General features: G+C 39.2%; 20 protein-coding genes. 11 read left to right on the top strand and 9 right to left on the bottom strand.

Annotated features, from left to right (window positions below; genetic code table 11):
* Positions 1–146: 146 nt before the first annotated feature.
* Both NEOC95_RS07620 and NEOC95_RS07615 read left to right on the top strand, forming a co-directional pair.
* Positions 147–1,460 carry a leucine-rich repeat domain-containing protein gene (locus NEOC95_RS07620; protein ID WP_213152394.1) on the top strand — a complete coding sequence of 438 codons (1,314 nt, stop codon included), beginning with the start codon at positions 147–149 and terminating at the stop codon, positions 1,458–1,460.
* 264 nt (positions 1,461–1,724) lie between these two features.
* On the top strand, positions 1,725–1,964 hold the full coding sequence (locus NEOC95_RS07615; protein WP_213152393.1) for a DUF892 family protein: 240 nt from the start codon (positions 1,725–1,727) through the stop codon (positions 1,962–1,964).
* 404 nt (positions 1,965–2,368) lie between these two features.
* Here the strand turns inward: NEOC95_RS07615 and NEOC95_RS07610 are convergent, their stop codons facing one another.
* Positions 2,369–2,737, bottom strand: coding sequence for a hypothetical protein (locus NEOC95_RS07610; RefSeq protein ID WP_213152392.1), 369 nt, complete (start codon positions 2,735–2,737; stop codon positions 2,369–2,371).
* Between the two features lie 24 nt (positions 2,738–2,761).
* The gene (locus NEOC95_RS07605) at positions 2,762–2,917 is read right to left on the bottom strand and encodes a hypothetical protein (protein ID WP_213152391.1); all 156 of its coding nucleotides are present in this window, start codon (positions 2,915–2,917) and stop codon (positions 2,762–2,764) included.
* Positions 2,918–3,323: 406 nt separating this feature from the next.
* On the opposite strand from NEOC95_RS07605, the gene NEOC95_RS07600 reads away from it, so the two are divergent.
* The 7 genes from NEOC95_RS07600 (at position 3,324) to NEOC95_RS07570 (ending at position 13,293) form a co-directional block, all read left to right on the top strand.
* Positions 3,324–4,496 carry an MFS transporter gene (locus NEOC95_RS07600; protein ID WP_283248254.1) on the top strand — a complete coding sequence of 391 codons (1,173 nt, stop codon included), beginning with the start codon at positions 3,324–3,326 and terminating at the stop codon, positions 4,494–4,496.
* A gap of 26 nt (positions 4,497–4,522) precedes the next feature.
* The gene (locus NEOC95_RS07595) at positions 4,523–7,087 is read left to right on the top strand and encodes a toxin-antitoxin system YwqK family antitoxin (protein ID WP_213152389.1); all 2,565 of its coding nucleotides are present in this window, start codon (positions 4,523–4,525) and stop codon (positions 7,085–7,087) included.
* Positions 7,088–7,579: 492 nt separating this feature from the next.
* Complete coding sequence (sufB, locus tag NEOC95_RS07590) at positions 7,580–9,019, top strand: Fe-S cluster assembly protein SufB (protein WP_213152388.1); 1,440 nt, start codon at positions 7,580–7,582, stop codon at positions 9,017–9,019.
* A gap of 6 nt (positions 9,020–9,025) precedes the next feature.
* On the top strand, positions 9,026–9,811 hold the full coding sequence (gene sufC, locus NEOC95_RS07585) for a Fe-S cluster assembly ATPase SufC (protein ID WP_213152387.1): 786 nt from the start codon (positions 9,026–9,028) through the stop codon (positions 9,809–9,811).
* Positions 9,808–11,154: a Fe-S cluster assembly protein SufD gene (gene sufD, locus NEOC95_RS07580; RefSeq protein ID WP_213152386.1), complete on the top strand. Its 1,347-nt coding sequence runs from the start codon at positions 9,808–9,810 to the stop codon at positions 11,152–11,154. Before sufC ends, sufD begins: the two co-directional genes overlap by 4 nt.
* Positions 11,135–12,373 carry an aminotransferase class V-fold PLP-dependent enzyme gene (locus NEOC95_RS07575; RefSeq protein WP_213152385.1) on the top strand — a complete coding sequence of 413 codons (1,239 nt, stop codon included), beginning with the start codon at positions 11,135–11,137 and terminating at the stop codon, positions 12,371–12,373. The genes sufD and NEOC95_RS07575 overlap by 20 nt, the downstream gene beginning before the upstream one ends.
* Positions 12,358–13,293: an L-threonylcarbamoyladenylate synthase gene (locus NEOC95_RS07570; protein ID WP_213152384.1), complete on the top strand. Its 936-nt coding sequence runs from the start codon at positions 12,358–12,360 to the stop codon at positions 13,291–13,293. Before NEOC95_RS07575 ends, NEOC95_RS07570 begins: the two co-directional genes overlap by 16 nt.
* A gap of 520 nt (positions 13,294–13,813) precedes the next feature.
* On the opposite strand, the gene NEOC95_RS07565 is transcribed toward NEOC95_RS07570, so the two are convergent.
* Positions 13,814–14,032 carry a hypothetical protein gene (locus tag NEOC95_RS07565; protein WP_349305268.1) on the bottom strand — a complete coding sequence of 73 codons (219 nt, stop codon included), beginning with the start codon at positions 14,030–14,032 and terminating at the stop codon, positions 13,814–13,816.
* A 522-nt stretch (positions 14,033–14,554) separates the two neighbouring features.
* On the opposite strand from NEOC95_RS07565, the gene NEOC95_RS07560 reads away from it, so the two are divergent.
* Together NEOC95_RS07560 and NEOC95_RS07555 are read left to right on the top strand one after the other, a co-directional pair.
* Entirely contained in the window at positions 14,555–14,842 is a 288-nt protein-coding gene (locus tag NEOC95_RS07560) for a DUF4277 domain-containing protein (RefSeq protein ID WP_213152383.1), read from the top strand.
* A 21-nt stretch (positions 14,843–14,863) separates the two neighbouring features.
* A complete protein-coding gene (locus NEOC95_RS07555; protein WP_213152382.1) occupies positions 14,864–15,259 on the top strand; it encodes a transposase in 396 nt (131 codons plus the stop codon).
* A 307-nt stretch (positions 15,260–15,566) separates the two neighbouring features.
* Here NEOC95_RS07555 and NEOC95_RS07550 read toward each other — a convergent pair whose 3' ends face one another.
* From NEOC95_RS07550 to sctJ, 6 genes are all read right to left on the bottom strand, one after another.
* Complete coding sequence (locus NEOC95_RS07550) at positions 15,567–16,448, bottom strand: EscT/YscT/HrcT family type III secretion system export apparatus protein (RefSeq protein WP_213152381.1); 882 nt, start codon at positions 16,446–16,448, stop codon at positions 15,567–15,569.
* A 97-nt stretch (positions 16,449–16,545) separates the two neighbouring features.
* Positions 16,546–16,827, bottom strand: a complete 282-nt coding sequence (gene sctS, locus NEOC95_RS07545; RefSeq protein ID WP_042241710.1) for a type III secretion system export apparatus subunit SctS — start codon at positions 16,825–16,827, stop codon at positions 16,546–16,548.
* Between the two features lie 10 nt (positions 16,828–16,837).
* Positions 16,838–17,725, bottom strand: coding sequence for a type III secretion system export apparatus subunit SctR (gene sctR, locus NEOC95_RS07540; protein WP_242678212.1), 888 nt, complete (start codon positions 17,723–17,725; stop codon positions 16,838–16,840).
* Complete coding sequence (locus NEOC95_RS07535; protein ID WP_166156565.1) at positions 17,718–18,374, bottom strand: HrpE/YscL family type III secretion apparatus protein; 657 nt, start codon at positions 18,372–18,374, stop codon at positions 17,718–17,720. The genes sctR and NEOC95_RS07535 overlap by 8 nt, the downstream gene beginning before the upstream one ends.
* Entirely contained in the window at positions 18,371–19,234 is an 864-nt protein-coding gene (locus tag NEOC95_RS07530) for a hypothetical protein (protein WP_213152380.1), read from the bottom strand. Before NEOC95_RS07530 ends, NEOC95_RS07535 begins: the two co-directional genes overlap by 4 nt.
* A gap of 11 nt (positions 19,235–19,245) precedes the next feature.
* Positions 19,246–20,238: a type III secretion system inner membrane ring lipoprotein SctJ gene (sctJ, locus tag NEOC95_RS07525; RefSeq protein WP_242678211.1), complete on the bottom strand. Its 993-nt coding sequence runs from the start codon at positions 20,236–20,238 to the stop codon at positions 19,246–19,248.
* Positions 20,239–20,698: the final 460 nt, after the last annotated feature.

Raw genomic sequence — 20,698 nt, 5'->3', positions numbered from 1 at the left:
TGTTGGTTATCTAGCTTGATTGGTTTCATAGTCAACTTTGCAAGAAATTAAGAGCTTTATAATGATTTAGGCGTAAATAAAGTATAGCGATTTGGGAGAAAAAACGCTCTCAAAATATTACTTAAGCATGAAACATCCTTTAAATCATGTCAAACTACTTAACTCACAACCAACTCACCGCTCTGCCTGTAGAAATCGGGCAGCTGTCTCAGCTACAAAGGCTTTACTTAACTCACAACCAACTCACCGCTCTGCCTGTAGAAATCGGGCAGCTGTCTAATCTGCTACAGCTTCACTTAAGCCAAAACCAGCTCACCGCTCTGCCTGCAGAAATCTGGCAGCTGCCTCAGCTGACACGGCTTCAATTAAATCAAAACCAGCTTACCAGTTTGCCTGCAGAAATCGGGCGGCTGCCTCAGCTGCGACATCTTTACTTAAATCAAAACCAGCTCACCGCTCTGCCTGCAGAAATCGGGCAGCTGTCTAATCTGCTACAGCTTCACTTAAACCAAAACCAGCTCACCAGCCTTCCTGCAGAAATCGGGCAATTGACTCAGCTGCAAGAGCTTATCTTAAGTCAAAACCAGCTCACCGCTCTGCCTACAGAAATTGGTCAATTGTCTCAGCTGCTACAGCTTGAATTAAATCAAAACCAGCTCACCACCCTGCTTGCAGAAATCGGGCAATTGTCTCAGCTGCAAGAGCTTATCTTAAGTCAAAACCAGCTCACCAGCCTTCCTGCAGAAATCGGGCAATTGACTCAGCTGCAAGAGCTTATCTTAAGTCAAAACCAGCTCACCGCTCTGCCTACAGAAATTGGTCAATTGTCTCAGCTGCTACAGCTTGAATTAAATCAAAACCAGCTCATCAGCCTTCCTGCAGAGAGCGGCCAGCTGTCTAATCTGCTACAGCTTTATTTAAGCCAAAACCAGCTCACCGCTCTGCCTACAGAAATCGGACAGCTGCCTAAGCTGCAAACGCTTTACTTAAATCAAAACCAGCTCACCAGCCTTCCTGCAGAAATCGGGCAATTGTCTCAGCTGCAAATGCTTTACTTAAATCAAAACCAGCTCACCGCTCTGCCTACAGAAATTGGTCAATTGTCTCAGCTGCAAGGGCTTGAATTAAATCAAAACCTGCTCACCGCTCTGCCTGCAGAAATCGGGCAGCTGTCTAAGCTACAATGGCTTGGCTTAAATCAAAATCAGCTCACCAGTCTGCCTGCAGAAATCGGGCAATTGTCTCAGTTGCAAGGGCTTGATTTAAGCCAAAACCAGCTCACCAGCCTTCCTGTAGAAATTGGGCAGCTGTCTAATCTGCTACAGCTTTACTTAAGCCAAAACCACCTCACCAACCTTCCTGCAGAAATCGGGCAGCTGTCTAAGCTTATTAAGCTTGAGTTAGCAGAAAATCCTTTAGAAGATATCGCAGAAAAAACCAGACAGCGTTTTCAATTGTAGAATGGTCGTAAGCACTTTTTAGAATAAGGTGAGCTAAAATAAAATAAAAAAACTTTTAGTCATCTTATCTTTAAAGAAGCAATCAGCTTTTCTTCCCGCGACTAAGAAGTTGTCCTGAAACCTATTCTATCCTTACCACAATTCTAAACAAGGTTCTTATAAAGAATAGTATCCTATAAGAGTACTTAAAAGTAACTATTTCTATAAGACTGAGCAATTAGATGGAAAACAAGAAGAATTTTATAAGAATAGCCAGCTTAAGCTTTGTATACACTGTGCAAACCATCCAATTCTAATGATAGTGCCTTGATAAGTGCTGCTCATAAAGTCGAGCATTATGAGATAGCCTGCTATAATCTTATCTATTTTTTGTGTGAACATTATAAACAAAAAGAGATAGTCAATTTAATGGAGCTTTCTTTGGAAGAGGAAAAACGGATGGGAGAAAAACTTTTGGAAATAGGCCGGCGTGATATTAAGCTGCCAGCCTCCCCCCTTAGTTAATCATCGTTTTGCCTAACCTAGAAATATTTGAGTATACTGATAGAGAGAACGCATACAGATTTAAAAAGCTGGTCGTTTAAATGTGGAATGTAAATCTTTCTCAGCAAAGAAGCTTAAAAAACAAATTTTTTTAATTAGAGCAATCTAGCTAGCACTTATAATGCAATTTTCATTATAGCTTATAAAACTCTTATCCCACACAGTTCCTATAATGAGGCTTTTAACCAAATTTTTTGCCAAAGTTAATGATCAAAAACTAAAATCTGAGAACCAATTAAGCTAACCATTTTTCTAAAGAGCAGAGATAGAACCTATAAAATATCACGAAAATAAATACTTAACGTAGAGTTATAGGAGTTGCTCTACTCTAATAATGTATATAAGATTCGCTAGCTGTCTCTTTGCTATGGGATATTAGATAAGCTACCCGAATCTGAGGGTGATTTCAAGCTGGCATAATAGTGTGAGAGTATACTTTGCGCTAATTTTTCCGTTGGAACATCCATTTCGCTTTTATCTTCCCAAAAATATGCCTGTTGCTGCAAGCCATGCACGAAATAAAATTGTTCAAAGGCTTTAGTAAATACTTCTTTATTGTCATTAAGGTAAACTCTCCAGCCCACGCGATGTAAATTTTTAAACCCTACAGAGACGGTAATGCCGGTGATAGTTAATTTTTCTAGCATTTTCTGATCAAGGATATTGACCTCCTTTTGGGGAATCAATTCAGCTACAACTGAATAGGTAAAAGGATGCATAAGACATCTAATCATTTTTTTACCTTGTTTTAAAAGTTATTAATTTAAATATTCTTCTTCATTGCGCGTTTGAACATTCTTTATCACCTCGCGTATAGGAGCTTGTTCCTCTAAAGCTGTATTTAACTCTTCAGCCATGATCTTTATCCACTCAATTTGTTGCGCGAGATCCACCATTTTTTTTCCATAAGGCATGCATACTCATTTCCTGTTTCACTTGAGAGCAATCCTGCTACTTCTGCTTAAAAAGATTCTTCCAAAGGAGAAAGCAAGAATGTTAAGCGAAAAAGAGGAAAATGAGTAAATGCGGCGCTCCTCTTCATAAAGCCAGAGAGAATTAATGAGGCTAGCCAAATAGGCCTATGTTCGCTCGTTTTTCGGTTAGGCATGCTAACTTCTATGAAAATTTTTTCTCTGCGTTTTGTTTAAACTAATTTTTTGTCATAAAAGATATCACAGAAAAGTAGGCAGCTACTTTTAGAAGGCTAAAATTAAAGAAGATCCTAAAAGGCCTAGCTAGCCTACTATTCCCTTTATTACTTAATTCCAAAACTTTATAATAGTGTCTACTTTCTTTAAATTATTATTTTATGACTTTTTTATGATTCGCCCGTTAATCTTTATCTGGTTAGCGCACTTTCTCGTAGATTTTATGATAGGGATATGGGCTATGTATAAAACATTGGCTCATATAGACTTATTTCTTGCTGGTACTATCTCGGCTGCAGGAGCTTTTTTTGGGGAAGGAATGCAAATATTTTTCGGGCCTTTGAGCGACCGAGGATGGCGTAAGCAGCTTATCTGCCTGGGCGTCTTACTTACTGCTGCTAACACCTTTTTAGCTTACTTCACAAATTATTGGATGCTTTTATTGATTTATTCTACTACTTGTGTGGGATCGGGGGCTTTTCATCCTGCAGCGACTAGCTTAGCTGGAGCTTTAACACCTTATCGCAAAGCAATGGTAATTGCTATCTTTGCTTCCGGAGGAGCCTTAGGGCTTGCAAGCAGCCAAATTATCTACACTTACTTTCATTCTGTTTTACATGGTGCCACGGCCATTTTGACCTTGCCGGCAATTCTTTTGGTATTTACTTCATTTTACGGTCTCCAAGGGATCCACAATTTTACCCCTATTCAATCTACCCAGGATGTTAATCTCAAAGCTCTTTTTAGGATGTTCAAAAATCGCAATCTACGTCTCTTGTATATCGCGCAAGTCTGCAATCAAACGCTTTTTTGGGCTACCATTTTTCTTCTGCCCGACACTTTGATATGTAAAGGTTACAACCCTTGGATTTGCCATGGCGGCGGCCATCTTTTTCTTATCTTAGGAGGCGCTGTGATGTTGATTCCGGCAGGCTATCTATCTGATCGATATTCGCCTAAGAAAGTTATCCTATGGGCTACAGTGGCGGCCATGATAGCTTTTTATATATTTTTGCTTTATCCTAGCTTTGACAATAGTACGTTCGTTGCTCTAATTTTTTTATTAGGGGCTTTTTTCGCCACTGTTAATTCAGTATTGATCGCTTTTGGACATTGGTTAGTCCCTGAAAGTCCAGGTATGGTAAGCGCCTTCTTGATGGGTATGGCTTGGTGTGTATCGGAAGGCTTAGGACAGGGCGGAGGTGGTTTAATGACTAGATTTTTTAATGAGCATGCTCCCGTCTATGCTTTAAGCATCCTAGGTATTTTTTTTATTATAGGAATAATTGCTACTTTATTGTTGCCAACTTTAGAAAGAAATGAAATTAAAGGGCAGTTAAATTAAAAAGTTTTTTTCATTTAAGGTATTTCATGTATTTTTTATACCCTACTTTATTTCTTATTATTCTCAGCCTCTTTACTAAAGGCTTTAGCCAAGATCAAACCTCGCACCAAGCTGATGAGCTTCCCATTACGGAAGCTGTGATCACCACTTTAAAAGAACTTCAACCCAATTGGCGTCTGGAAATTATCGAGAATTATCCAGATGACACCCCTAAAACTATCTTATATTACGCACCCTCAGGGGAGAGCAAAGAAGGGGTTCCAGTCAAGGAAATACACTTTAGAAAAAATGCTAATCCTGAAAGAGAAGTGGATTTACTTTATTTAGATCAACGTCCTGTTTATCATGGTCCTGAGCTATTTTTTAATGAAAACGGTTCTATTCAAAAAATTATTTTCTACGATAAAGGCAAGCTTCATGGGCCCGTCAGAACATATTTTTCTAATGGCTTAATTGAAAGTGTTCATTATATGAAGCAAGATGTTAAGCATGGTCCCTTAGAGATTCGTTATTCTAATGGAGAAATAGCAGAGAAAGGCTTTTATGAAAATGATCAACTTAGCGGTCAATATGAGACTTTTTATCTCAATAAAATAAGAGCTTCTCTTATTCATTATCACCAAGGCCTGAAACAAGGACTTGCCCAAGAATGGTATGAGGATGGCTCTTTAAAAACAGAAGCCTATTACCATTTGGGACTACTTGATAATGGGAAAACTGTTCCTGCCTTCCATCTATATTATCCCAATCGTATGACAAAGGAGTTTCAAGATTTTTTATATGGGCAGCCTAACGGTCAGCATGTAAAATATCATCCTAATGGTAAAGAAAGTTACAGAGCTAGCTATACATTAGGAAAAAAAGAGGGTTTGGAACAATTTTTCAATGAGGATGGGCAGTTAATAGGACAAGGAGAATTTGCTCATGGCATCCCGACAGGACTGCATTTTCTTAACCATCCTAATGGTAAAATAGCTAAATCTGCCCATTATGATCCTCATGGACATTTACTTGAGCCTATCTTAGAGTTGGACGCTAACGGTAATAAACTTGCTGAATATAGGTTTATCCATGGAAATTACGAAGGCTCCTATAAGGAATGGTATCCTACAGGAGTACTTAAAAGTAGCTATTTCTATAAAAACGGGCATTTAGATGGAAAACAAGAAGAGTTTCATAAAAATAGCCAACTCAAGCTTCGTATAACCTATGCAAGCTATCAAAAAACTGGCTTGCTTGAAGGATGGTTTGAGGATGGCCAACCTTCTCTAAAGGAGAGCTATCAAAAAGATGTGAAGGATGGCCTTAGTCAAACATGGTATCCTAATGGAAAGCTCAATATTCAAGCCCATTATGTTAAAGGAGCCCTTCATGGGACTTATGAAGAATGGTTTCCCAATGGCCAACTTAAAAACAGCACTAACTATTCTCATGGCCAGCAACAAGGCGAATCTCGTCAATGGGATGAAGAAGGCACACTTTTATATGAAGCTCATTTTGAGCAAAACCTACCTACCCATAAAATTCAAGAGTGGCACAGTAATGGTCAACTCAAACGCATCAGCTTCTATCAAAAAGGCAGATTACACGGCAAAGAAGAAACATTTTGGCCTAATGGGCAGAAAGCTAGCCAGCTAAACTACCAGCATGGAAAAGTTGAGGGCATTTCCTTCACCTGGTACGAAGATGGCTCGCTTCATCAAGAATATACTTATCAACAAGGTTTGCGAACAGGGCCTGCGCGTGAGCTTTATCCTACTGATGCCCTAACTGGTCAGCAAAGCCCTTCCCACTTGCTAAATTATCTAGAAGGAAAGATGCATGGGGAACAAAAAAGCTTTTATAAAAATGGCCAGCCTCAAGCTATATTAACCTATGATCATGGCATCCTTCATGGCCTTAAAGCCTTATGGAATCAAGAGGGCATCCTTATCGAGCAAGGTTATTACCAGCATGGTAATCTAGAAGGCCCTTATCAAACCCGTAAACCAAATGGCCTTATCGTGAAATCCCATTACCAAAATAATCGTTTGGAAGGCCTGCATCAAATTTTTTATCCTTCAGGTGATGCTGACCCTAAAGTTAAAGCCCTAGAGGCTCACTATGTGAATGGACTTCTTGAAGGTGAGCTAGCAGAATATAATGAAGCTGGCAATAAGATCAGCAGTACCTTTTATCATCAAGGCGTCCGTGATGGAATGAGTACCACCTACTACGAGGATGGCAAGACCCACCTTACCTTGTCTTACAAAAACGATATTTTGCAAGGCCCTCTTCTCGAATACTTTCCCAATGGGAAAATTTGTCGTAAAGAAGACTATATCCAGGGGCAAAAAAATGGAGAAGTCCTATCTTATCATGAAAATGAGCAACTTGCTTCTCACGGCACCTACCAAAACGGAAAAAAAGAAGGTCTTTTTCAATACTGGAATAATAGAGGAGTGCTCTACTTTGAAGCAGAATATAAAAATGATTTACGTCATGGCAAGTTCAATAAATACGATCAGAGAGGCCATCCAAGAGTTTTGCAAACTTACCACGATGATAAACTGATAGATAAAAAAAAGCTCGATGAAGAGATCAACAATTAGATAAATCTTTTTGTCGTCACTATATAGGTAAGGTTTGTTAACCATTAGAAGCTTATGAAAATTATATTTTTCTAACGCTCTCTCTTCTAGAAGAAGGTCTTACAAACCACCAATCGAATAGCCAAAAAGTTTGGATTTCATAAACAGGTATGTGTGTGCTCGAGACCTGAATAGCTACCCTGAAACTTTAGCTTGATAGTGTGGCCCCAAAGATTACACCTTTAAAGCTGCATGATAAGGGTTATGAGTATTTTACTAACTTTCTTAAGGAAAAGAGCTAAAAGCGAGCTTATTCCCCATTTGAAAAACAGCTAAAAAAATAAATTTTTTCCCTACTTAGTTATTTGAAAATTAAACATTTAAATGTTATAGTGTTTTTTTTAATCTTTGTGAGAGCGAAGCCTTGGATTAAAGGCTATCCCTTGTCAACTTTTTACTTTTTACATTTGTCTCTACTGTGATATCCTCTTAGCAAGTTATAAGGAGAATTTAATGGCTACACAAGAAGCATTTAGGGGACAATCCGATTATAAATACGGATTTTCAACTGCGGTTGAAATGGATAGCTTACCTAAAGGGCTCAACGAGATGACTATACGTGCCATCTCGGCAAAAAAAGATGAACCTCAATTTTTGCTAGATTTTCGTCTTAAAGCCTACCGCCTATGGCTTGAATCTACCCCACCCGTCTGGCCTAATGTCCACTATCCTCCTATTGATTTTCAAAATATTTGCTATTACTCTGCTCCTAAGACTAAGGCTAAGTATAATAGCTTAGATGAAGTAGACCCAGAAATTTTACGTACTTTTGAAAGATTAGGGATTCCTTTAGATGAACAAAAGAGATTAACCAATGTCGCGGTCGATATGGTTTTTGATTCCGTTTCGATTGGGACCACTTTTAAGAAAAATTTAGAGGAGGCAGGAGTTGTTCTTTGCTCAATCTCTGAAGCGATTAACCTTTATCCTGATCTTGTAAAAAAATATTTAGGCAGTGTAGTTCCTATCGGTGATAATTTCTATGCGACCTTAAACTCTGCGGTGTTTACTGATGGCTCTTTTGTTTACATTCCTAAAGGCGTTAAATGCCCCATGGAACTTTCTACCTATTTTCGCATCAACGATAAAGAAAGCGGCCAATTTGAACGCACCCTTATCATTGCCGAAGAAGGCTCATCTGTTAGCTATTTAGAAGGGTGCACAGCGCCTGCCTATGACAATAATCAGCTCCATGCTGCAGTCGTAGAGCTTATTGCTTTGGATCATGCAGAAATTAAATACTCTACTGTGCAAAACTGGTATGCGGGTAATCCAAAAACTGGAGAAGGTGGAATTTATAATTTTGTAACTAAGCGCGGTCGCTGCGCAGGTATTTCGTCTAAAATTTCATGGACCCAGGTAGAAGTTGGAGCTGCTATTACATGGAAATATCCTAGCTGCATTCTGCAAGGTGATCATTCCATAGGGGAATTTTACTCTGTAGCCCTGACTAATCATCATATGCAGGCTGATACAGGAACAAAAATGATTCATCTAGGAAAAAACACTCGTTCAACCATAGTTTCTAAAGGAATCTCAGCCGATACCTCTCACAACAGTTACCGTGGCTTAGTTAAAATTGTGCCAAGAGCCCACGGAGCTCGTAACTATACGCAATGTGACTCTATGCTAGTAGGAGATCAATGCTCAGCTAACACTTTTCCTTATATTGAGGTAGGCAACTCTTCTAGCCAAGTTGAACATGAAGCCTCTACCTCTAAAATGAATGAAGAGCAGCTTTTCTATATGAGAAGTCGCGGCCTTTCTCAAGAAGATGCTGTCAATATGATCGTTAACGGCTTTTGTAAAGACGTGATTAAAGAGCTACCTCTTGAGTTTGCTGCAGAGGCTCAAAAATTGCTAACATTAAAACTTGAAAATTCAGTTGGATAATTATTCATGACTCACCTTTCCCAAGCGTTAATAGAAATTAAAAATCTTCATGCCAATGTAGAAAACAAACCTATTTTAAAAGGATTAAATTTAGTTGTACAACCCGGTGAAATTCATGCCATCATGGGTCCTAATGGTGCAGGAAAATCCACCCTTGCAAAGGTCTTAGCAGGCCATCCGGCTTATGAAATTACTTCAGGAGAGATTTTGTTCAAAGGCCAAAATATAGTGGAATTGGCCCCAGAAGATAGAGCCCATGCAGGAATTTTTATGAGCTTTCAGTATCCGTTAGAAATTCCTGGGGTTAGCAATCTGCAGTTCTTACATGCCTCTTATAATTCTGTATTGAAAGCTAAAGGCAATCCCGAAATGCCCTTAGTAGAGTTTGAAAAATCTCTTGATGAGATGATGAAACGTATGGAAATTAAAACGGAATTTAAAGAACGTAGTCTGAATGAAGGTTTCTCTGGGGGAGAAAAAAAACGTAATGAAATCTTACAAATGGCTGTTCTACAGCCTGCGCTTGCGATCTTAGATGAAACTGACTCAGGGCTTGATATTGATGCCATGCGTATTGTGGCTCGAGGCGTCAATCAACTGATGAATCCTCAGATGGGCCTTATTCTTATCACTCACTATCAACGGCTTCTCGACTATATTAAACCGAATGTTGTCCATGTCATGGTGGGAGGAAAAATAGTGCAATCCGGTGGTCCTGAATTAGCCCACCAATTAGAAGATAAAGGGTACGATTGGTTAGTACCAGCCCCTCAAAGCGAGGCTCTACGATGATCACGGAGAGCTATACCGATCAACAAGCTTTTCAGCAAATGCTTCAAAAGATGTATGTTGAGGCTATTGAAGAAAAAGATCCTACACGAAAGCTTAAAGAAAAAGCCTGGCTGCGTTTTTTAGAAATCGGTTTACCTACTCGCCAATCTGAAGTTTTTCAATATCTTCGTTTAAGAAATCTTTACATGCAAGCTTTTGAGCCGACGCCTGTTATCCCCTTAGCTGCTGATTCTATTGCACCGCATATTTTGCCCGAATGCGCGGGCTCTGTTTTAGTAATGGTTAATGGGAATTATTATCCAGAGTTATCTAATTTGTCTGCTCTTCCTAACAGAATGGTTATTCTACCTTTAAAGGAAGCTTGGAGAACTTATGGAAGCTTTCTAAACAATCAATGGAATAAACTGCTTAAAGAAGAAAGGGATCCTTTTGCTATTCTTAATGCGGCGCTGCATCGTCAAGGAATCTTTATCTATGCGCCTCCTAAAACTCTGGTAGATGTCCCTTTGCAGCTATTACATTTCAATAGTCATGAGCCTGACCTTTCTCTATGGACGAACCCGAGAATCCAAGGCTTCATGGGGGCGCACTCCCAGCTTGATTTAATTGCCACCCACGTGGATGGGCCAGGAAAACAATTTTTATCTAATATTTCTATCGAAGTGGCAATGGATGAAGAATCTCACCTACACTACTTCCAAGCTCCTTTTGAAATTTTAAATAAACATTGGTATTTTGAAGCTTTTCGCGCTAGCCTCAAAAAAGGTAGTACCTTCAAATCTATTTTGGCTAGCAAAGGCGCTACTTCTTTAAGGAACGACTATCGAGTAGTTCTTGCCGGAGAAAATGCAGAGGCTAGCTTAAATGGCCTTTGGATGCTTTCTGATCAAGCAGAAGCCCACGCAAATATTTTAGTGGAACATCAAGCCCCTTACTGCCGCTCCATGCAGCTTTTCAAAAGTGTTTTAAACGATGCTAGCCATTCTAGCTTTGAAGGCAAAATTTTAGTACATCAAGCTGCCCAGAAGACCCAAGCTTTTCAGCTGAATAGCAACTTACTGCTTAGTGATAAAGCTAAAGCTGAGAGTAAGCCTAACCTCGAAATATTTGCAGATGATGTTAAAGCCTCCCATGGAGCTACCATGGGACAGCTCGATGCAGAACAGCTTTTTTACTTAAGAACACGGGGGTATTCAGAGAAAGCCGCTAAAAATCTTTTAGTCTACGGCTTTTGTAAAGAAATCATTGAGATGATCCCCTACCCTTCTCTTATGAATGCCATTAACAAGCAAGCCTACCGATACCTTATGCAGGAGCCAGGCGATGAAACTAGCTTCTTTTGATGTGGAAAAAATTAGGAAAGACTTTCCTATGCTTGCTAAAACGATGCATGGAAAACCGCTTATCTATTTTGACTCTTCCGCTACCGCTCAAAAGCCGCAGTGCATGATTGATTCCATCCAAGATTTTTATCAAAATCATTACAGTACAGTCCATCGAACCATTTACGAATCTTCTCTTTTGGCTACTAAAAAATACCAAGAAGCCCGCGAGAAAGTTCAAAAGCTTCTTAATGCCTCAAAAAACGAAGAAATTATCTTTACGCGCGGCACCACAGACTCTATCAACTTAGTGGCTTATTCTTTTGGAAAAGCGTTTATTAAACCTGGTGATGAAATTATTTTAACGCAGATTGAACATCATGCCAATATTGTTCCCTGGCAAATGATGTGTGAAGATAGACAAGCTGTCCTAAGATTTATTCCCCTCGATAGCCAAGGAAATTTAAACCTGGCAGAGTTCGCTAAGCTTTTAAATTCTAAAACTAGACTAGTCGCTTTAACGCACGTTTCCAATGCTATTGGCACTATCAATCCCGTCCAAGAGATGATCCAGATGGCTCATGCCTCTGGAAGCAAAGTACTGGTGGATGGCGCGCAAGCTGTTCCGCATATGAAAGTTGATGTCCAAACCTTAGATGCAGATTTTTACGCTTTCTCAGGTCATAAACTTTACGGGCCTACAGGAATAGGAATTTTATACGGCAAGGCAGAGCTTCTCAATCAAATGCCGCCTTATCAAGGAGGCGGCGATATGATTGATAAGGTCGATTGGGAAAAAACTACCTATAATGTATTACCTTTAAAGTTTGAAGCAGGCACACCTCTTATCGCGGAAGTGATTGGTTTAGGTACTGTTATTGATTATATCAATACGATCGGCTTTTCTGCTATCCACGCTCATGAGCAGGAGCTCTTAGAGTATACCACTAAAAAAATGGAAAGCATTCCGCAAGTACGCATCATTGGAAAGCCTAAAGAAAAAGCTGCTATCATCAGCTTTATCGTAGAAGGAGCACACCCGCTCGATATTGGCACTATGCTGGACTTAAAAGGAGTAGCTATACGCACAGGACATCATTGTGCACAACCCACCATGCGCCATTTTGGTGTACCAGCTACTGCCAGAATATCTTTTGGCTTATACAATACTAAAGAAGAAATTGATCACTTCATTATCTACCTGCAAGAGGTTATTGAGCTATTATGCGCATCTCAGTAACAGAAGCTATTCAACTGTTAAGGGCAGGAGAAGTGGTGGGTGTACCGACAGAGACGGTGTATGGGCTAGCCGCCTCTATAGATCATTTGGAAGCTATCGACTATATTTACACCCTTAAAAAACGCCCCTCGAATAACCCTTTAATCATCCATGTCGCCGAATTGAATGATATATTATCTTATCTGGAAGGAAAAACCAGCGATTTAGAGATATTGGCACGCGGCTTTTGGCCAGGCCCTATGACAATCGTGCTACCCGTCAAATGTAAATTAATTCCGGCAAAGGTACGTGCCGATTTACCCACGGTAGCTTTTCGCATTCCTCAGCATCCTTTAGCTTTAGAGTTATTGAAACAAACAGGCCCTCTCGTTATGCCCTCAGCCAACCTTTCAGGCTACCCTTCCTCCACTCATCCTGAGCATGTCGAGCATGATTTTGGTAAACACTTTCCTGTGCTAGACGGAGGGACATGCCAAAAAGGCTTAGAATCCACCATCTTAATGTATAGAAAAGGTGGCTGGCAAATTATCCGTCAAGGTGCCTTAGCTGCTGAGAGCTTTTATCCATCTTTAGGATATATGCCTAAAATTCAACAACAAAAAGGTGAAAAACCTTTGTGTCCAGGAGGCATGTATCGCCACTATGCTCCCCAAGCTAAATTAACCCTTGTACAATCTTTTCAGGATATCACCGAAGGCGTTATTATTGGCTTCAGCGATCGAAACTACCCTGCAGGCTGCAAAGTTTTAGCTCTAGGACCTCTTGCAAAACCTGAGTTCGTTGTTTCTAATCTATATGCCATTCTTCGGCAACTCGACCAGGAAAAGCACAGGCAAGCCTATGTGGATGTAAACTTTTTAAAAAGTGGAATTTTGGCTACCTTGTCTGAACGCTTACATCGAGCAAGCGAAGGAGCCTAGTAAACGAGGTCGAAACATCTCCTTGTCATAGGAAAGAGCAAACGCTAGCGACAGCTCTATTGTTAACGATCTTGGCTAAAGCCTAAGGAATTACCCAAAATATAAGTGGCGCTTTAAGGTTCTATTCATTAAGTTAGCTATCTTTTATCTAATTCTCTCAATAACTCTCGTATTTCTCCCTATCCAGCGCCAAAGACAAGCGCTTACTAAGGAAAAAATTTTCTGAAGAAAGCTCTCTAAAAAATGCAAGGCAGGCTTCTATTTCTTCCTGACTTTGACACTTGTTAGACTTAAATCGTTGATTATCAAAGATCGTTGTTTCGAAAGATGGCAATATTGCCACTACACTCCATTGAACTAATGCTTATTCATAACAACCCATCCATTACCATTTCCCCTGAATGTTTAAGCTTTAAGGTTTGAAGTATTTCTTTAGATAATCCTTTTGCTGGTGTTCTTAGCAAGATAGGCTTGCCATTTACTTCTAATAGAGAAGCTTTTAATTCACCAATAGCCTCCCTTATTTTTCAACAGTATGATCTGTTCCTTTTCTAATTAAGGCGATCTCTAAATTACGAGGCATTACAAAGGCAAGGAAACAAAGCACGATATGTCCTATGATTCTTGCTGGGCTGGATAAGTAGAAGGGCCTAATTTCTAAAGAATGTTTCATGACGCGGAAAAACTTTTCCATTTTCCATAGCCGATGATAGCTAGAAAGGATCTCTTCTTTTTTCATACTCTGCTTTGAAACCTGAATTCCATAAAATCCATCCCATTGCTTATCTTCATTAATTTTTCTAGATCTAATCCTAGCGAGGATGCTTGTTTTTTTTCATTTTTTAGATATCTGTTAGCGCCTTCTTTCGATTCTAAAGAAGCTGTACCCTGATCTAACCTCTCCATGGCTTTGTAAATTAATCGCTCTCTATCTTTTCGATCTTTTTTTGCTCTCTTTAAGCTCTACGTGCAAATAATTCTTTCCTTCAAGATCTGTGGCTTCTTCTTATTGTCTTCTACCTTACATTCCTCAGCAAAAAAAAATAATTAGGGATTTTGAATGCTAATCGAGTAAGATGTTTTCTTTAAAGGTTTTAAGCTAAACGACTGAAAGTTATGCAAATAGATAAGCAAAACGCCGATCATTTAGAATTGGTAGCTTAGAATGTGTGAGGAGATAGGGTTAGCTGACCTTATTGATCAAGCAGTAGGTAATCAGGCGAAGAATAAGCATATAACCTATGTATAAGCTGTTAAATGCATGATCTTAAACGGATTGGGATTTGCAAGTCGGACGCTTTACGTGTATTCTGAATACTTTGAAGGCAAACCCATCGATCATTTGCTAGGTACGCCAGTTATACCAAAGCAGATTGATGATAATGTTCTAGGCAGAGCACTGGATAGGCTATTTGAATTGGGCGTGACTGATCTTTTTACTAAGATAGCCCTCTATACAATCAAAGTACTTGGCATCCAAGTAAAAAGTTTGCATTTAGATGCGATAAGTTTTCACGTAGATAGAAACTATGAGAACCTATTAGAATAAGGAGAAGGGTGCATTCGTCTAGTGCAAGGCTACAGTAGAGACCATAAGCCTGATTTAAACCAAGCTCTCTTGCAGCTTATCACCTCCAATGAAGGCAATGTTCCTTTATACATGCAAGCGGCTGATGGCAATAGCAGCGATAAAACAGCCTTTACGCAAATTGTTGGCGAATACCTTAAAAGCTTTTGGCAAGCCGTAGAGAATCGTTATATAGTAGGAGACAGGGCTCTTTATACACCAGCTACCTTGCAAGTTTTTAAAGAAGAACAAAGCTTATTTATCACGCGTGTGCCCATGCAGATTAAAGAGGCTAAAGAGCTTATATTTGAAGTGCCTTACGACAAGGCGGTAGAAATAGCAGAAAGCTATCGAGCTTTTGAGAGCACCTCTTGCTATGCAGATGTTGAACAAAAATGAGTAGCTATTTTTAACCAAGCGGCCTATCAAAGAGAATGCCGCACTTTAGCCAGGCATTATCTTAAGGGCAGTGAAAAAGAATCCCAAGCTTTTTTAAAGAATTATATGATCGCATATGGCTCAGCTGCACATCCGATCGCTAACAAATGAGATAAATGTGTTCTTTGCTAAGCACGTGACTTTTTTAGACCTAATTTTACCAAATGAAAAATAAATACTTAAAAGGCGCCTGCCATTCAAGAGTTTTCTGCCAGCCTATGTATTAACCGCTTGCCTGTTTTTTAAACCGGGATTTTCAGGCAAAAAGTCATGATACTACCCCCACCTCATTAAATCCACTCACGCTTCCTTTAATCGTCCTTAGCATGTTGATCACTTCATTTATCCATACATAGCCTTGCTTAGCCATTTCTTCATTCAGCATTTTCCAGCCTACACATACAATTAATAGGGCTAACAAGGATTTTAAGGGCATGCCTAAAAAAGTAATCTGTACTTGCGGGGCTAGGCGGTTAGCAATTCCTAAAAAGAAGTCTGTCATCATAATCATGATTAAAGCAGGTGATGCCAAACGAATACTGATGACCATTATTTTATTTAGCAGGGCAATTTCGTTCGCCCAGAATACTGAGGACCGTTCGAAAAATTTGGAATTGATAATTTGATCAGCAGGAATCACTTCATAAGATGTAAGGATAGCATCCATGAATAAAAAAGGACCGTCGATCATGAAAAAAATCCAAATCATCACGTAGTTAAACAATGTCCCTAGAGGCGAAGACTGATTTTGAATGGTCGGATCATTAACCATTAAGCTGGCTCCCCCCCGCTGGTGATCAATGATAATACCAGCGCTTTGTACAATCACAAAAGGCAAGGTAATGAGGAAACCTATGATTGTCCCTACGAACAACTCTTTAAATATTAAAAAAACTAGCTTTAGGTTGAAATCAATTTTATGGGTGACTAATAGCAATTGCGGCAAAAAGATAATGAAGAGACCAATCCCTAGCGCCACTTTGGCAGGCTGAGGCATTACCCTTGCTCCAAAAAAGGGGGATTGCAAAAGAATGGGAAAAAAGCGAGAGAGAAATAAAAAGAAAAGCGCAACAAAAGAGAGCAATCCCCCTTCGGTGTTGAAGGCGCTATTTAAAAATAACGCTATAAAACTGTCGGTAGTTTCAGCCATTATCACATTCTTATATTTTTTATCTCTAGGTTAGCTAGTAGTCTTTAAAGCCTAAATAGAACCAAGGGAAAGTGCAATTGTGTTTACCAGTTGTCTCTCACCCTTGAGAAGCTAAACTCCACTGCGCAAAGTGGGAAAATATATCGCCTGCAAACTCCATGATCTGAGCTCCCAACCATCCACCCAAAATCATCAAAGTAAGCGTTACCGCGACCAATTTTATAGTAAATGATAAGGTCTGTTCTTGAATTTGTGTGGCTGCCTGAAAGATCGCTACGATCACCCCAAAAAACATACTCACCAAAATGGGTGGTGCTGAAAGGATAAGAATCAGCAAAAGAGCATGATAAGCAAGCTGTATAACCTGTGTTTGAAACATAATCTCATCCTTAGCGGAAAGTGTTTACCAAGCCTTCAATTAACATCGTCCATCCGTCCAGCATCACAAGTAAAAATAATTTTAAGGGCATAGATATGGTTACGGGAGATAGCATCATCATACCCATCGCTAATAAAACGTTTGATACGACGAGATCGATGACAAAGAAGGGAATGTAGATGAGCACTCCTATCTCGAATGCATCTTTAAGCTGGCTAGTAATATAAGCTGGCACTAAAATCATAAAATCATCAGGCTTTAGCGTGGGCCGATAATTATCGGGTAAAACGCGATAAGCCATACGGTAAAACAAGGCATGATGCTTAACGGAAGAATTTCTTTTCAAAAAATCACGCAAAGGCTCTCTCCCAGCTTCTACCAAAGCGATTATATATGCAGAAGATCCTGCAGAAATAAGAGATTCTGGAGCAGCTTGCTGGTTAACCACATGCATCGAGGCATCATACATCTTTAAAGCCGTAGGATACATCACATAGATACTAAGCATGAAAGCAACCCCGTTGATCACTTGATTGGGAGGGGATTGTTGGACACCCAGTGCACTACGTAAAAGCGACAAGACGACGACAATTTTCATAAATGAAGATAAAATCATCACTATAAAGGGCAGCATAGCCAAAAGAGATAATACAGCCGCTTGAGTAATCAAGGAAGGTTTTCTAAAATTATCAAACTGTATATCTAGCTCTTTTTCTGCAGGGGTTTTCTCTCCGGGCCTTACTACAGCTTTTCCAGCTTCTATCGAAGTCGTACTCCGAGGAGGAGAACTTTGGGCCCAACATTCAGGGGAGATCATACATAATAGAGCTAGTACTAGCATCCATGACAAACAGTTTAAAGAAAATAATCGTTTAATAATTGCTTTTGTTTTAGCCATGCCCCTGTGCCGCCTTCTCATGTTGTTTCATCATTCTATCAAAAGCATTTTCAATAATACGCCATTGATTTTCAAGCTGGGCATTGATAATACCGCCTTCGGTCTCAATAATACATCCGCCCGATTCAATATCTGCACGTTCTCGAATGATCAAAGTTTCAAGGCTTTCAAAGAGATCTTTTACTTGCTGACGACTTTTCTCTAAAGCTTCGAGATCTTTTTTATTAACGTAAATGGTGATTTTTTTATGTGTCACCACTGCTTTTAAGCTATTGCTAACAATATCTACAACAGCAGTTTCGGATAGCTCCAGCTCTCTACCGACAATCTTCTTAGCAGCTTTTAGTGCAATGGGTAAAGCTACTTTTTCTGTTTCATGGCGTACATTTATAATCTCTTCTTCCACTTTAGCGATTTGCTCTATCCATTTCTTAAAGCCTTCCTCGAAGCCTTCTTTTTGCGCCTGCTCCTTAAGTTTTTCGATTTCTTCAGCTACTCCTTGCTTATACTTAAGGGCATCTTTTTTTACTTCTTCCATGAGTTGGTAAGCTTCCAATGCTTGCGAAAACTCTTCGGCAGGAATCACACGTGTTTCTGGAGCTACATGAACGCTATTGCCATGAATCAGAGAAAAAAATTTCTTTTTCACATTTCACTCTTCAGTTTTAAAAAGTTTATAACATTTATCACTTGCTGGATAAGTACCGAGGTTATAGCAGGATTACTCTGTGGTTTATAATGTTTTTCTATAATAGCGCTACGCCCTGTATCCAATTTCCTTAGCAAGTACCACATAAAATGAGGGTGAGTGCCGCTTAGAGCCTTTCCTAAGCGGTAAAGACCTCTTTGGTGAATTTTTCTTTGTAGCTCAGCGCCCTCCCCTTTCCATTTCTGTAGATCCATTTTAGCAGTAATAAACCTACTTTTTTGATGTAAGCAGAGACGAACAAACTGGATTTTTTTATTATCTAAACATGCATAAACTTTTTGTAAACTTTTCTTATCTACCACATGACGCAATTCTTCCGCTAAATCATATAAGCCTAAAAAATCAATTAAGTAAATAATTTCCATGCGCGATAGGGTTAGCAATATGGATAAATCCTGCTTGGGCAAAAAAGCGGGTGAAAGAATTTCAGTTTGTTTAATTTGATCGTATAGCTTCTTAGTAAAAAATGCACTTGCAAGCTTAGGCATGGAGACAAAGGGGCCATTAATTTTTAAATATTTTTTTAAGCTAGTGGCTAAAGGGTTAGGCAATGCGGAAACCATAAGATTTTGAAGATGAGTAGGAAGCTTGCGAACGTAAGGAGCCACCCAAGAATAATGAATTTCTTTAAGAAATTCATGCGGCTTAACAAAGATAGGATCTATCTCTGCCGTGATGATCTGATGTCCAGCTATTTGCTTTGCTTCATCTTCCGGTAAACACTTAAGAAATTCTTGAGAGGTCTTAGGATGAAAGCGATTTAGCAAAATACGTATAAGAATTTGCGTTTTGGCGTGCATGATAAAGAGCCTTATGTCTCATCAACATCTTTATCAACCAAGCCTTTGTCTTCCGAGGAATTTTTATCTTCCGTCGGTTCTTCAGCATCCTGGATCTTCTCTTCTTCAGAAGTCCCAATTTTTAATGGTTGGAGATGAAACAGTTCTTTAAACCCCCCATGCCTTTTTAATAAAGGATAAATTTTCCAAGTTAACCAAATTAAACACAAAGCCATCAGTAGAAGAAGAAAAGAAAAAGTAAAGAAAACGACTCGAAAACGTGTCACCGACTCCTTAGCTAAAACAATTGTCCAAATACTCACGTAAGATTTTTCTTCATGCTCGCCCGATGAAAATGAGGTAGATAGATCGCTTCCACGTGCTCTATCAGAAATGACTGTTACATCATTGAAATTTAGTCCGGTTATGCTTGCCGCCACTAAACGTTTGATTTTGGTAATTAAATGGCTATTAGGATCATCCAACACTCCATTGTGTTTTACGTAAACAGAAGCTGTGATTTTGCCTTTAGTTTTCCCAGGGCTTAGAGGGTCTTCCTCGGGAAAAGAAAGTTGGACCTCAGCATCTAAAACACCATCTATCTTACGTATAACGCTAGCAATCTGCTCGGCTAGTCCAGCCTCATAACGAATTTTATCCTGTCTTTCAGAAGGCACCAACCCTACATTAGAAAAAATGGAAAGTAAATTTTGACTACGTTTCCTAGGCAAACCAGCTTGGTTTAATAAGGCCATGGCCTGAATAGCATCTTTCTCGTTTACGCTTACATCCCATAAAACTATTTTAGAGGCACCGGTTCCTCCTCCTGCAGATTGTATCTTGTTGGCATTGATTCCTTTGCTCTCTAGAAAAACAAGAATTTCATTAGCTTCTCTTTCATCCAAACTATTGACAATTGTCTTTTGTGACTCGCAACTAGTGAATAGAAAGGAAGAAGCGATAAGAAGTGAATAGGCAAAGAAGCGTAACATTTGATGGGAAGCTAAAGTAATGAGGTTATACATGTTTATATCTCAATTTTGTTATTAAATGCATCCTAGCATATTGATATATTTTTGCTATACTTTCTTTCTTGCAAAAATGAAACTCAAGCTTCTCCTTAAGGTAGAGCTTTATCAAGCTGGGCTTACTTTGATTAAAAACAGTAGGCAATTACAACCTTATTCTCTTCATATAAAATTTGGAGTATCCTTCTAGCATTTTCCTCATTTTCAACAAGGCAAGGCTATTTAAATATTCCCAGTCAATAAGTTTATCACTAAAAGTGATAGATTTAAAGAAAGCAAGAAGCTTTTTCTATTTTTCTTGTTTTTATTCTAAAAATCCCCTCTTACTTGCTGCTCAATCGTAAGGCTAAAGAAAGAAAACACCTATCTTTCTTCTTTAAAACTCACCTTACGCACAGATGAGTTGAAAAAATTATTCTAGAGGTATATTTTTTTCTTTGAAAAGAGGAGAAAAAAA

It is taken from the genome of Neochlamydia sp. AcF95 (assembly GCF_018342455.1).
In the GTDB taxonomy this organism is placed as follows: domain Bacteria; phylum Chlamydiota; class Chlamydiia; order Chlamydiales; family Parachlamydiaceae; genus Neochlamydia.
Note: the sequence above shows the minus strand (reverse complement) of the source record. Positions and strands in the feature narration are given on the sequence as shown.